The organism is Hymenobacter aranciens (assembly GCF_030580865.1).
GTDB lineage: Bacteria > Bacteroidota > Bacteroidia > Cytophagales > Hymenobacteraceae > Hymenobacter > Hymenobacter aranciens.
In genome coordinates, this window is record NZ_JAUQSY010000007.1 from 145,475 (window position 1) to 158,659 (window position 13,185).

8 protein-coding genes are annotated in these 13,185 nt (G+C 63.5%); 6 read left to right on the plus strand and 2 right to left on the minus strand.

All coding sequences use genetic code 11. The features are described 5' to 3' along the window. Positions 1-83: 83 nt before the first annotated feature. Positions 84-494 carry a RidA family protein gene (locus tag Q5H93_RS11905; protein ID WP_305006750.1) on the plus strand — a complete coding sequence of 137 codons (411 nt, stop codon included), beginning with the start codon at positions 84-86 and terminating at the stop codon, positions 492-494. 97 nt (positions 495-591) lie between these two features. Here the strand turns inward: Q5H93_RS11905 and Q5H93_RS11910 are convergent, their stop codons facing one another. Then, a complete protein-coding gene (locus tag Q5H93_RS11910; protein WP_305006751.1) occupies positions 592-2,391 on the minus strand; it encodes a DUF8696 domain-containing protein in 1,800 nt (599 codons plus the stop codon). 119 nt (positions 2,392-2,510) lie between these two features. Here Q5H93_RS11910 and Q5H93_RS11915 point away from each other — a divergent pair, with 119 nt between their 5' ends. From Q5H93_RS11915 to Q5H93_RS11930, 4 genes are all read left to right on the plus strand, one after another. Further along, positions 2,511-3,467: a bestrophin family protein gene (locus Q5H93_RS11915; RefSeq protein ID WP_305006752.1), complete on the plus strand. Its 957-nt coding sequence runs from the start codon at positions 2,511-2,513 to the stop codon at positions 3,465-3,467. Between the two features lie 707 nt (positions 3,468-4,174). Continuing rightward, the gene (locus tag Q5H93_RS11920; protein ID WP_305006753.1) at positions 4,175-4,609 is read left to right on the plus strand and encodes a helix-turn-helix domain-containing protein; all 435 of its coding nucleotides are present in this window, start codon (positions 4,175-4,177) and stop codon (positions 4,607-4,609) included. Positions 4,610-5,418: 809 nt separating this feature from the next. Further along, positions 5,419-7,590, plus strand: a complete 2,172-nt coding sequence (locus Q5H93_RS11925) for an FUSC family membrane protein (RefSeq protein WP_305006754.1) — start codon at positions 5,419-5,421, stop codon at positions 7,588-7,590. Positions 7,591-7,712: 122 nt separating this feature from the next. Continuing rightward, positions 7,713-9,953 (plus strand): T9SS type A sorting domain-containing protein, encoded by a 2,241-nt coding sequence (locus tag Q5H93_RS11930; protein ID WP_305006755.1) that lies wholly within the window; start codon positions 7,713-7,715, stop codon positions 9,951-9,953. Between the two features lie 94 nt (positions 9,954-10,047). Here the strand turns inward: Q5H93_RS11930 and Q5H93_RS11935 are convergent, their stop codons facing one another. After that, positions 10,048-12,099: a S9 family peptidase gene (locus Q5H93_RS11935; protein ID WP_305006756.1), complete on the minus strand. Its 2,052-nt coding sequence runs from the start codon at positions 12,097-12,099 to the stop codon at positions 10,048-10,050. Positions 12,100-12,241: 142 nt separating this feature from the next. On the opposite strand from Q5H93_RS11935, the gene Q5H93_RS11940 reads away from it, so the two are divergent. Continuing rightward, a complete protein-coding gene (locus Q5H93_RS11940; protein ID WP_305006757.1) occupies positions 12,242-13,147 on the plus strand; it encodes a LysR substrate-binding domain-containing protein in 906 nt (301 codons plus the stop codon). The last annotated feature ends 38 nt before the right edge of the window (positions 13,148-13,185 follow it).

Genomic DNA, 13,185 nt, shown 5'->3' on the forward strand with positions numbered 1-13,185 from the left:
CCTTTCCAAGGAGGGGAGTGTCGTTCTTTTCTGCCGTTCTTTTGTGCTTTCGCAGCACCATCCATTTCCCCCCCTAACTACGCATGACTTCCCGCGCCCCCGAACCCGTTGGAGCTTACCCCTACACCCGCCGCGTCGGCAATTTGCTATTCCTCTCCGGCGTGGGCCCGCGCCAGCGCGGCCAGAAAGCCATTCCCGGCGTCGAGCTCGACGACGAAGGCAACGTCGTCAGCTACGACTTCGAAAGCCAGTGCCACGCCGTGTTCCAGAACGTGCGCTACATCCTCGAAGAAGCCGGCGCCGAGTGGGACGACCTCGTCGACGTCACCGTCTTCCTCACCAATATGAAGGATGACTTTCCCATCTACAACCGCCTCTACGCCGAGTATTTCGCCACCGCCCAGCCCTGCCGCACCACCCTCGAAATTAACTGCCTGCCCACGCCCATCGCCATCGAGCTGAAGTGCATTGCGGCAATTAACAATGAGCAATGAGCAATACTACTGCATCGGCTCAGTATTAAAACGCACAATGGGCAATGAACAATGCCGAACGACATTGCTCATTGCCCATTGTTAATTGCTCATTGAATTACTTAATCACGTCCACCCAGCCCTTGTAGGTCTGCGGGCGGCCGGCGCAGTCGTTGTAGTCGACACGGTAGTAGTAGGTGCCGCCCGAGGTGCTTTCGGCCGTCCAGCCTTCGTTCGGGTTGGTGCTTTCCCAGAGGCGGCGGCCCCAGCGGTTGAAGACGAACATGCGGTAGTTCGTTACCTCACTCGGGAATTCCAGGTGCAGGCTGCTGTTGCGGGCGTTCGGGCTGTTGGGCACAATCACGTTCGGGAACACCGGCAGGGCATCGCTCTTGATGCGTACCGAGGCAGCTGCCGAGGCCGGGCACAGCCCCGCGCTGGTGTAGGTGATGTTGTAAGTGCCGGCCGTGGAAGTAGCCAGGTCGATAACGCCCGTGCTGGCGTTGATGCTCAGCCCCGGCGTGGAGGCAAACGTGCCGCCCGCCGGCGTGAAGGCCGGCGCCCCGCTGCTGCCCGTGCGGCAGAACACGGTTTCGGCGTAGGCCAGCGAGGCCTCGGTGCGGATAATATTTACCGTAGTCGAGGCCGTGGCCGGGCAGGGTGCGGTCACCGTGTAGGTAATCGTGTACGTGCCCGTGGTGGCGGTCGCCACGTTTAGGGCGCCGGTGGTGGGGTTCACCGTGAGGCCGGGGCTGCTGCTGGTGAAGCGCCCGCTCGCGTTGTTCATCGGCGTGAAGCTCAGGGGCAGCACCGTGCCCTGCTGCGGGCAGAAGGTGGGCACCTCGGGCGGCGTGCCGTAGGCCAGCGTGGCCGTGTTGGGCAGAATGGTCACCAGCGTCACGTTCGAGAAGCTCGACTGAATGCCGCAGGCCACCCGCACCCGGTACGAGGTGTTCACCGTGGGCTGCACCGTGAGGCTGGCCCGGGTAGTAGCCCCGGCAACGTCAGTCCACGTCACGCCCCCGTCCGTCGACGACTGCCACTGGTAGGTAATGTTGCCGCCAATGGTACTTCCCGTCAGCGAAATCGTGGCCGAGCCGCCGGGGCAGATGGTCTGGTTGTTGGCCGCCGTCTGGCCCGGGGCGGGCGCCGTGAGGCAGGTCGCCCCCAGGCTCACGGCCATGATGTTCAGCACCGGGTCGGTCAGGGTTTTGAATACCGTCACGCTCTGCACCAGCTTGGTGTAGTTGGTAGGCGAGAGCGGAATGTGCACCTCGTACAGCGTCGGGTCCTGGTTATTGTTCTCCACCCCGTCGGCGGGGGTTGTGCCCCGGTTTACCCGGCTGCGCACGTAGATGGCCGGCGTGATGGTGCCGCCGTACCAGTCCGGTACAATAATACCCGGCACCACTTGCAACGTGCCGTCCGTAAAGCGCACCGTGAAAGTTTTGTCGGTAGAGTTAGTGCCGTTGCCCTCGGCCGCCAGCACGATAACCTCGCTGCACGACTGCGGCCGCGTAAGCGTAAGCGTGCCTGTGCCCGCACCGTCGATGCGCAGTGAGTTGCGGCCCGCGCTCGGCGTCGGGTTGCCCGATGAGCCCAGCTTGAAATACATGCCCGGCGTAGTACGGCTGCGCACAATGCCCGTCGGCGACAGTGCAAAGAGGGGACGCACCCCGGCCGGATTCACAAAGGTAGTGTCGGCCAAGCACCAGCGCACGGCCCCATTGCCTCGGTCAAATGCAGCCGTAGTGGAGTTAGCCACCGGCCCCACACCATCGGCAATCACGTCTTCGGTGTAGCCGGTTACCTCGGCCGGCACGTAGATGGTGGAGGCCTGCGCCATAGCTGCCGAGTGCAGAAAGAGGCTGCCAAGCACACCAAGCAAATAGCCAAAACAGGTACTGGGTTTTTTCATCAGTTAAGTTTGAGGAGTGAAGAGAATGCCTGAAAGGGGGGTGGGGAATGCAAGCGTGGTGCAAATAACGCGCCTGCCGCGCAGCTTTGCGATGAAGTTTAAGTTTATTTTAATAGCTCATGTACGTTCGCAACAATCTGCGTTTTTCCGTTGTTTGGCGATTCGCCTGGCGCGGCCTGGTCATCTTTACACTGTATGACCTGCTTATCTGCATTCTCTACGGCCCGCTCAACGTCCATTGGCTTGATATTCCGTGGGCGCCCGTGGCTACGCTCGGCACGGCCGTGGCCTTCTATATCGGCTTCAAAAGCAACGGCTCCTACGACCGGTTCTGGGAAGGCCGCCAGCTCTGGGGCACCATCGTCAACGTGAGCCGCACCTGGGCCGTACGCGTCTTCGACTACGTGGCCGACCCCGTCGCCCCCCTCGACCACTCCGACTCGCCCGCCCTCCAGGCCCTGCACCGCCGCCTCCTCTACCGCCAGATTGCCTGGTGCAACGCCCTGCGCCTGCACCTGCGCCGCCAAACCGCCGAGCACTGGGACGAGCAGGTAGCCCCCCTGCTCGACCCCGCCGAGTCGGCCGCCGTGCGCCGCCTCTCCAACCCGCCCACCCACCTGCTGCGTCGCCAGAGCATCGAGCTGCGCGAGCTCCAGCAGCAGGGCCTGCTCACCGAGTTCCGCCACGTCGCCCTCATGGAAACCATCCAGGACCTCTTCAACGCCCAGGGCGGCTGCGAGCGCATCAAAAACACCCCCTTTCCCCGCCAGTACGCTTTCTTCAGCTTCCTCTTTGCCTGGGTGTTCGCCGCCGTGCTGCCCCTGGGCCTCGTCGCCGAGTTCAACCGCATGGGCCCCTACCACCTCTGGCTCATGGTCCCCGTCGCCGCCCTCGTCAGCTGGGTCTTCAACACCATCGAAGTGGTGGGCCACATGAGCGAAAACCCCTTCGACAACCAGATGAACGACGTGCCCATGACCGCCATCTGCCGCAGCATCGAAATCGACCTCCGCGAGCTGCTCGCCGAAACCGACCTGCCCCTCCGCACCGAACCCCTCGACGACGTCCTCTTCTAACCCACCACGTACCGCGAAACTCCACCTTCGCGACGAGTGCAGCAAGTTCCCACGCGCTTACTACTCAACTCAAGTTGAGAACCAGCCGCGAAGCGGCGACACGTTGGTAGTTTGAGCCAGTTTCAGCGACCAGAGTCGCAAAGCGGCGGCACTTCCACCAGGCAAAAGTGTCGCCGCTTCGCGGCTCTGCTTACGTCAGCCAACAACACTAGCTACCAACGTGTCGCCGCTTCGCGGCTGGTTCGCTTGGGTTAATCAGAGCCGTAGGGTAGGGGCGGGGCTTGCCCCCACCCGGCATAACCGCGCCTCTGTCATCTTCCCAAAAGGCTTAGTCAGCAACCACAAAAGCTTAGTCGTAGTGCATGAGGTCTCGCTCGTCAATTGCAATGCTTGCCTGGGTTAAATAAAGCTTAGTTAAGCATTATAAAAACCTGGTCGATGTCCGCGAAACCCTGCATGGGGCTTGCAAAAGCCTGCCAGTGACTCGCGAAAGCCTACATGCAACCCGCGAAACCCTACATGGGACCCGCGAAATCCCACATGGAACCCGCGCAAGCTTACCCGGGCCTCGCGAAATCTTACATGGAACCCGCGCAAGCCTACCTAGTGCCTGCGCAAGCCCAGGATACCCGCGCACGGTCTTACCCACCACCCCAATATCCCCGGCGCCCCCTATCTTGCACCCATCCTAAGCCCGCCCCTCCGCCATGCCCACCCCCGAAGCCCTCGTCGCCGCCTTCGAGCAGCGCGTCCTCACCCGCGACGAGCCCGCCCCCATCCTCTTCGATGCCGCCAGCATCCGCCAGCGCCTGCGCCAGGCCCTCGCCACCGACTTCGGCCAGCGCGACCCCCGCCTGCGCAAGCTCACCACCATCTGCTACGACTTCCTCGCCCAGCCCGCCCAGCACAGCACCGCCCACCTCCCCACCTTTGGCTGCTCCCCCAGCGCCCTCTCCGACGCCTGGCGCATCCTCCGCGACGCCGACCTCGTCGCCTACACCCACGACGGCCCCCACCGCAACTACCGCCTCACCCGCTTCGGCGAAGACTGGCTCCTCAGCGTCGTCAAAGGCCAGCCCCTCGGTAGCCCAGATGCCCACGAGCCCCAACCGAAGGCCAGCGTAGCTAACGAGGTTCCGTAGCCTCCCCTGGAGCAGTGCTGTTCGGCCGTCCAGAAAACCCACCTGTAAGTTTGCCGAGGGAAGGCGCTATTTTAGTAGAGATTTTAGAAGAGTATTTGTCTGCTGTACAATGAACTAGAAGCATTTCTAACAATGTTTGTCGTATTAATCCGCTATTTCGTCTGTAAGTTTGCGTAGAATAGTTGGTCTACATAAGAAAACAAGGGAGCCAGGCACCCGGCCCAGCCCCCTTGCCAAACTACCCGAGTAATTGCGAGAACAGGAGCCAGCCAATGGCTTTACCTGCTCCACTCAAAAACCCGACTGCGACGGGCTTCCACCATTGCCGCAGTAGTTTTCTCACGCTTGCCTTTGTCATCTGTCAGGAAGGAAAGGGTTGCATCATAACCCCCACTTCTCGAAGCCCGACCCTGCCAGGTCGGGCTTCTCTTTTACAGAGCAGCCGTTGAGCTGGGGGACATACTTAACGCGAGTGGGGCAAAGGTACAAGGCGGGGTTGCCGGTTGACGCAATAGAATAGGGTAAATCGGTAGCGGATACGGAAAGGGCCTGCGTAATTACAGGTTTTTCATGAGTTTGTCTTATTTGGTGTCCCGTGCTGGCGCGCGTCTCCGACCCGTGCTGCCGCCTGGCGTGGCGTCTCCAGACGCCCCGGTTGCGCCGCCTGGCCCGGTCGTCCTACCAGCGCGTCAGAGACGCGAACCCAGTCGGCAGCGCGTCGGAGACGCGCGCCAGCGCCGCCTCGCGCCCGCCCCTCCCAACCCATTCCCCAAAATTTCGTGTTTATTAGCAGCCCCCCGCTGCTGCTTATGAATCACCACACCCGTCGCCTGCACTACTTCTTCTACGGCCAGAACTTTGCCGACGGGGTGCGCACGGCGCTGGCCATCCTGGTGCCGGCCGCCCTGGGCGCCCAGTGGGGGCAGCTCGAAGCCGGCATCACCATCAGCACCGGCGCCGTGTGCGTGAGCGTGGCCGACACCCCCGGCCCCGCCCTGCACAAGCGCAACGGCATGCTCGCCGCCTGGGGCCTCACCACCGCCACCGCCCTGCTCACCGGCGTAGTAGCCCCCTACAAATGGGCCCTGGGCCTCGAAGTGGCCGCCCTCAGCTTCGCCTTCACCATGCTGCTGGTGTGGGGCGCCCGCGCCGCCGCCGTGGGCACCGCCGCGCTGCTGTGCATGGTGCTCACCCTGGCCACCCCGCCCGCCCTGGCCGACGTGCTGCGCCACACCGGCCTGCTGGCGCTGGGCGGCCTCTGGTACCAATTGCTGGCCGCCCTGCTGCACCAGGTGCGGCCCTACTGGCCCGCCCAGCAGTCGCTCGGCGACTGCCTGCACGCCATCGCCCGCTTCCTGGATTTGAAGGCCGAATTCTACGAAACCGGCACCAGCCTCGACGACGACTACCGCCGCCTCGTGCAGCAGCAGGTCACGGTAAATGAAAAGCAGGAAGCCACCCGCGACATCCTCTTCCGCACCCGCCAGATAGTGCGCGAAAGCACCGTCGCCAGCCGCCGCCTCGTCCTCACCTTCGTCGAAGCCGTCGATTTATACGAGCACATCACCGCCAGCTATTACGACTACGCCGCCCTGCGCGACACCTTCGGCGCCACCGGCATCCTGCACGAAGTAGCCCTCCACATCCGCCACGTGGCCGCCGAGATGGACCACCTCGGCGCCGCCATCCAGGCCGGCCGCCCCTACGGCGGCTACTCGCCCGACCTCCCCGCCGAGCTCGCCCGCCTGCAAGCCCGCATCGCCGAGCTGGAGCAGGACCCCGCCCACGCCGGCCGCACCCGCGTGCTCAAAAAGATATTGGTGAACCTGCGCGACATCACCCGCCGCCTCCAGAACCTGCGCCGCTACTTCGACGAAACCCAGCTGCCCGAGGCCGCTCCCAACCGCAGCCGCAGCCGCGAGCACCGCCGCTTCGTGGCCCGCCAGGAGTTGGAGTGGAAAGCCTTCGGCCAAAACTTCACCCTGCAGTCGTCCGTCTTCCGCCACGCCCTGCGCATGACCCTGGCCTGCCTCACCGCCTTCATCATCGGCGAAACCCTGTGGCGCGGCACCCACAGCTACTGGATTCTGATGACCGTCACCATCATGCTCAAGCCCGGTTTCAGCCTCACCCGGCAGCGCAACACCGAGCGCATCCTGGGTACGCTGGGCGGCGGCGTGCTGGGCGCGCTGGTGCTCTACCTCGTGCCCGAGCCCACCGTGCGCTTCGGGCTGCTGGTGGTGTTTATGGTGATTTCCTACAGCTTCCAGCGCACCTACTACATGGTGACGGTGGTGTTCATGACGGCCTTCCTGCTCATCATGTTCAGCTTCCTGGGCCTGGGCTACCTCGGCGTCATCGAAGAGCGGATTATCGACACCGTGATGGGCTGCGCGCTGGCCTTTGCCGCCGGCTACTTCCTCTTTCCCAGCTGGGAGCGCGACCAGTTGCGCGACCACATGGCCGCCACCCTGCGCGCCAACCAGGCCTACCTGCGCCAGCTGGCCGAGCGCCTCGCCGGCCAGCCCGTGCCCCCCGTGCAATACCGCCTCCTGCGCAAAGACGTGTACGTGGCCTCGGCCAACCTCGCGGCGGCCTTTCAGCGCATGCTCTCCGAGCCCAAGAGCAAGCAGCGCCACGAGGCCGAAATCCACCAGTTCGTGGTGCTGAACCACATCCTCTCCTCCAACATTGCCGCCGCCACCGTCAGCCTCGACGAGGGCGCCACCCCGCCGCTCTCGGCCGACAGCCGCCGCGTCCTCACCAGCGCCCAGGCCGCCCTGGGCCGCAGCCTGACGCGCCTGGCGCCCCCCACCGAGCCCGCCGCCCCCGAGCCCGCCGCCCCCCGCTCCCCGGAAGCCCGCCCCGAACCCGCCTTGCCCGACGCCGCGCCCACCGACCGGCCGCTGCTGGAGCAGCTCACGTTTCTGCAAAAGGTGAGCGGCGATATCGGGCGCGTCACGGAGAATATCACCGGCTAGGAAGGCAAGAAAAAATGAAGGCTTTCGGTGTTTTTTCGGAATAAGTCCGCATATTCTGGTAGTTATGGCCTGAAAATTGTTCTGCTCGCGGGGAACTATTTTCTCACCAATCATCACTCCCTATGCGATTTTTACCCTCTCTCTTCACCTTACTGCTGGTGCTCGGCTGCTGGCTGGGCCGCGTAGCCCCGGCCCGGGCCACGCACGTGCAAGGCGGCCAGCTCACGTACCTCAACGTCGGCAATAACCAATACGTCGTCACGCTGTATCTGTACCGTGACTGCTCGGCGGCTTCCACCCTACCTGCCAGCATGACGCTGATGGTCAGAAACGGTTGTAGTGGCACCACGCAAGGCACCTATCCGATGAACCCGGTGCCCAACTCCGTAATGGTGGGCACCCAGTATTGCCCGGCTCAGCAGCAGGCAGCTCAGTGCGTCGCTACTGCCCCGCTGCCCAACTACCAAACGCAGCAGTACCGCACGGCCACCGTCACTATTCAGCCGGGGCAGTGGTTGCTGAGCACCGAAATCTGCTGCCGCCCCAGCACCGCCAACCTGGTAGGACAGGCTAATTTTCGCTACGAAGCCACGCTGAACAACCAGATTATGGTGAACGGCCAGGCCGTAACTATTCAGAACAGCTCGCCGCAGTATTCGCCGCAGGACGTACCGGTGCCCTTCGTGCCCGTCAATCAGCAAACCACCATCAGCTTCAACACCAACGACCCCGACAATACCCGCCTAAGCCCCGACCAGGACTCGCTGGTGTATTCGTTGACCCAGCCGCTCGAAGGCTGCAACGTGCCGGTGCCCTATCAGCCCTACCCGGTCTTTGCCAATAGCGGTGGCCCGTGCATAATCCTTCCGCCACCTGCTACCCCGGCTACCTATACGGCCCAGCTGCCAGTAGCAGTGGGTTTTACTACTACTGGTTCCTGCCCCTTATTGCAGGGCGTTGCCAACCAGTTTTATTTTAATGCTGCTGCCGGCCAGTTTACTTTCTCCCCAGTCCGCTACCTGAATACCCCGCCGCAGGATGGCTCTAATAAGTACGTGGTAGTAGGGCGCGTGGACGACTACCGCCGCCTGCCCGGCTCGAACCGCCGCTACCTGGTGGGCTCGGTGCGCCGCGAGATTTTTGTCGTTATCACCAACAGCACCAACGCGGTGCCGGCTCCCCCCAGCGCGGCCATGGTCACCGGTCAGGTGCCGGTCATTGTCAACGGCGACTCGCTCGATATCACTATCCAGCCCTGCAACTACGCGCAGATACTGGTGCGCTTCACCGACCCCGACCCGCTCGACCAGCTCACGGTGGCTTACACCGGTGCGGGTACCATTGCGGGTGATGTGCTGCAGAATGGCGACATCGGCACTTACTCGCTTACCGGCAACGGCACCCGCACGCCGGTGGCCCGCTTCCAGTTTCAGCCCTCGCCCGCGCATAGTGGCCAGGTGTTGCGCATTCCTTTCCAGATTCAGGACAATGCCTGCCCCATCCGGGGGCTGCAAACCCGCGTGCTGATTGTGCGCATTGCGGCGACGCGGCGCGATTTGGCCAGCATTGCCGTCGTGCAGTCGGGGGGCGGCACGCCGACCTCGGCCCGCGAGGCCACGGTGTGCGTAGGCGGCTCGCTGCAGCTGCGCGGCTCCGTCACGCGCCCCGATTCGGTGCGCGGCGGCCTCCAAACCTACAATTACGCCTGGACGGGCGCTGGAATCGTGAGCAACGCCAATCAGGCCACCATCACAATAAATCCGGTGATTGATACCCGCTACCGCCTCACCGTGACGCCCGCCAGTGGTTTCCAGACCGGCGTGTGCGGCGACACCGCCTCTATTCTCGTGCGGGTGGTGCCGCAGCCGGCCCAGCCCAGCATCAGCCGCCAGGGCCCGCTGCTGGTGAGCAGCGCCAGCGGCGGCAACCAGTGGTTTGTGAACAACAGCGAAATCCCGGGGGCTACCAGCCAGACGCACCAGCCCACGCAGCTGGGCAGCTACACCGTAGCCGCCCGCACAGGGGCTAACGCCGGTTCGGGCGGCTGCTCCTCGACGCCCTCGGCCGCCGTGGCCGTCACCACTCTGGGCACGCGCGGGGCGTTGGCGGGCAGCAGCGTAGAAGTGCTGCCCAACCCCACACCCGACGGCCACCTCACGGTGCAGCTGACGGGCTACCGCCAGGCCACCACGCTCACGCTGCTCGATGCCCTGGGCCGTACCATGCGCACGGCCACGATTACGGCGCCCAATGTGGCCGGCACCAGCCTGCCGCTGGACTTGAGCCAGCTGCCAGCCGGCGTGTACGCCCTGCGCGTGAGCACCCCCGGCGGCATCGACGTGCGCCGCGTGGTGCGGCAGTAAGTTGAGTTAAAAGTTAAAAGTGAGGAGTTAAAAATCCTGGAGAAAGCACCTCCAGGATTTTTAACTCCTCACTTTTAACTTTTAACTCAAAAATTTACTTCCCGCTCACGCCGCCGGGCTTGAGCGTGCGGCCCAGCCACTCGAAAAACACCCGCTGCCAGAGCACCGAGTTCTGGGGCTTCGTTATCCAGTGGCCCTCGTTGGGGAAGTACAGGAAGCGGCTGGGAATACCCTTGAGCTGGGCCGTGCCGAAGGCCTCCATGCCCTGGTCCTCGGGCACGCGGAAGTCCTTGCCGCCGTGGATGACGAGGATGGGCGTGTCCCAGTTCTTGGCGAAGCTTTGGGGGTTGAAGTCGGTGTAGGACTTGTGCAGCGGCGTCTCCCAGGGCGCGCCGCCGATGTCGTGTTTGGCGAAGAACATTTCCTCCGTCGTGGGGTACCAGCTGGTGAGGTTATACAGGCCGCAGTGGGCGATGAAGGTTTTGAAGCGCCCTTCGTGCTTACCGGCCAGAAAATACGTGGAGTAGCCGCCGTAGCTGGCGCCCACGCAGCCGCGCCGGTCCTTGTCCACGTAGGGCTCCTTGCTCACTTCGTCAATCGCCGAGAGGTAGTCGCGGATGGGCTGCCCGCCCCAGTCGCCCGAGATGGCATCGTTCCACTGGCGGCCGTAGCCGGGCAGGCCGCGGCGGTTGGGGGCCACCACGATGTAGCCGTTGGCCGCCATCAGCTGGAAGTTCCAGCGGAAGCTCTGGCTCTGGGTGATGGGGCTTTGCGGGCCGCCCTGGCAATAGAGCAGGGTGGGGTACTTCTTGCTGGGGTCGAAATCGGGCGGGAAAATGACGTACACCTGCATCTGCTTGCCGTCGGTGGTGGTCACGCGGCGGTCTTCCACTTTGCCCATTTTCAGGCCGCTCAACTCGGCTTGGTTGATGGTGGTGAGGGGCGTGGTTTTGCCGGTTTTCAAATCCACCCGTACCAGGTCGGGAAAGTCCGAAAGCGTCGTGCGGTTGGCCACCGCCAGGCCCTTGCCGGCCAGCTCAAAGGCGTTGAAGTTTTGCGCCCCGCTGGTAATCTGGCGGATTTTTCCGCCCTTCGCCGCCACTTCAAACAGCTGCTCGGTGCCCATCTGCACGCTGTTGAAGTAGATGGTTTTGCCATCGGCACTCCAACGCAGGTTCCCGCCGCTCAGCTCCGAGCCGCTGATGACGTCGCTCCGCTTTTTGGTGGCGAAGTCGTAAACGATGATGCTGTTGCGGTCGCTCTCGAAACCGGCCGTGGCCATACTCAGCCAAGCCACTTTCGAGCCGTCGGGCGAGAAGGCGGGCTCCACGTCGTAGCCCGGCATACCTTCGCTCAGGTTCATGGTTTTGCCGTCGTGAATGTCGTAGACAAAGATGTCCGAGTTGGTGCTTTCGGCCTCAGCGCGGCCCGTCAGCTTGCGGCTGGTGTAGGCAATTTTATACCCGTCGGGCGAAAACGCCAGCTGCTCCGAGCCACTCAGCGGCTGCAGCGGCGCGTCGAAGGCTTCCCCGGCCATCAGGTCTTTGCCGTAGCCCTGCGGCTTGCCATCGGGACCGATGGGCTGGAAGAACACGTGCGTGGCCTTGTGGTCGTCCCAGGCGTTCCAGTGCCGGTAGTTGAGGTCGTCGATGATTTTGGCGTCGGCCTTGGGCAGGTCCGGGAACATATCCTTGACCTCCGGCCGCACCTTCACATCCTGGGTGTAGAGGATGAAATTACCCTTCGGCGCGTATTTCAGGTTGCTCAGGCCCTCGTCCGGAAACGTGCTCAGCAGCTGCTTGCCCGAGCCGTCGGCGTTGATGACGTACAGCTGGTCGGTGCCACTCTCACCCGAGATAAACGTCAGCTTGCCATCGGCCCGCCAGTTCAGCGTATTCTCCGAGCTGGGTGTGGTGGTGAGCTGCTTAGTGGCGCCGCCTGCCACCGGCACTACCCAGATATCGGCGTTGCCTTTGTTGGCAGCCAGGTCGTATTTCGTCACGGTGTAGGCCACCGTTTTCCCATCCGGCGATACCTGCATTTCGCCCAGGCGGCCCAGCTGCCAGAGCTTCTCGGGGGTGAGGACGTTGGTGGGGTTTTGGGCCGCGGCCGCCAGGGGGAGTAGGGCCAGAAGTAGTCGTTTCATCTGGCGAAAATAACTCCTGTCGTGCTGAGCGCGGCGAAGCATCCTGTCACGGCCAAACAAAGTCGTAGTGGCGTGAGAGAGTGCTTCGCTGCGTTCAGCATGACAGTTTCGCGCTCTGCATGACAGTTCCGTACTTGCACTCATGTCCGATTTCCGTCTCCGCGTTTTCCAGGCTGTGGCCCGGCACCTGAGCTTCACCAAGGCCGCCCAGGAACTGCTCATCACCCAGCCCGCCGTCACCAAGCACATCCACGAGCTAGAGCGGCAGTACGAGCAGCGCCTGCTCGAGCGCCGCGGCAACCGCGTGACCCTCAGCGACGCCGGCCGCCTACTCCTGAGCCACGCCGAGGCCGTCATTGCCTCGCACCGCGCCCTGCGCGACCAGCTCCACGCCCTGCGCGACCCTGAAGAAGCGGCCGGGCACCTGCGCCTCGGCGCCAGCACTACCCTGGCCCAGTACGTGCTGCCGGCCGTGCTGCCCGCCTTCCAGCAGCGCTACCCCCGCGTGCAGCTTTCCCTGCGCTCGGCCAACTCCGAGCACGTAGCCGCCGCCCTGCTGCGCAACGAGCTGGATATCGGCTTCGTGGAGGGCTTCAGCAAAAGCCGCGACCTGCACTACGAGCCCCTGATGGCCGACGAGCTGGTGGCCGTGCGTAGCGCCACGCCCGCCGGCCCCCCCGCCCTCATGCCCCTGGCCGAAGCCCTCACGCACCCGCTGGTGCTGCGCGAGCGCGGCAGCGGCACCCTCGAAGTGCTGCAAATCACCCTGCGCGAGCTCAAAATCAAGCCCGCCGACCTTAAAATTGCCATTTTCCTCGACAACACCGAGGCCATCAAAGCCTACCTCGAAGCCGCGCCTAACACCCTGGGCTTCGTCTCGCGCCGCGCGCTCGACCGCGAGCTGGTGGCCGGGCAGCTCGAAATCGTGCCCATCGAAGGGCTGCACCTGCCGCGCCGTTTCGAGGCGCTGTGGCCGCAGGGACAGCCCTTGCCGCGCAATGCGCAGCGGTTTCTGCACTTCGCCCAGCAATGGTATAATAAAAAGTAATGGTTGATAAACTTTTTCGATAACCTAGGAGGGGAGGA

Coding starts and splice junctions, on each gene's coding strand:
- Q5H93_RS11930 (WP_305006755.1), top strand. CDS start 7,713: ATGCGATTTTTACCCTCTCTCTTCACCTTACTGCTGGTGCTCGGCTGC.
- Q5H93_RS11915 (WP_305006752.1), top strand. CDS start 2,511: ATGTACGTTCGCAACAATCTGCGTTTTTCCGTTGTTTGGCGATTCGCC.
- Q5H93_RS11910 (WP_305006751.1), bottom strand. CDS start 2,391: ATGAAAAAACCCAGTACCTGTTTTGGCTATTTGCTTGGTGTGCTTGGC.
- Q5H93_RS11940 (WP_305006757.1), top strand. CDS start 12,242: ATGTCCGATTTCCGTCTCCGCGTTTTCCAGGCTGTGGCCCGGCACCTG.
- Q5H93_RS11925 (WP_305006754.1), top strand. CDS start 5,419: ATGAATCACCACACCCGTCGCCTGCACTACTTCTTCTACGGCCAGAAC.
- Q5H93_RS11935 (WP_305006756.1), bottom strand. CDS start 12,099: ATGAAACGACTACTTCTGGCCCTACTCCCCCTGGCGGCCGCGGCCCAA.
- Q5H93_RS11920 (WP_305006753.1), top strand. CDS start 4,175: ATGCCCACCCCCGAAGCCCTCGTCGCCGCCTTCGAGCAGCGCGTCCTC.
- Q5H93_RS11905 (WP_305006750.1), top strand. CDS start 84: ATGACTTCCCGCGCCCCCGAACCCGTTGGAGCTTACCCCTACACCCGC.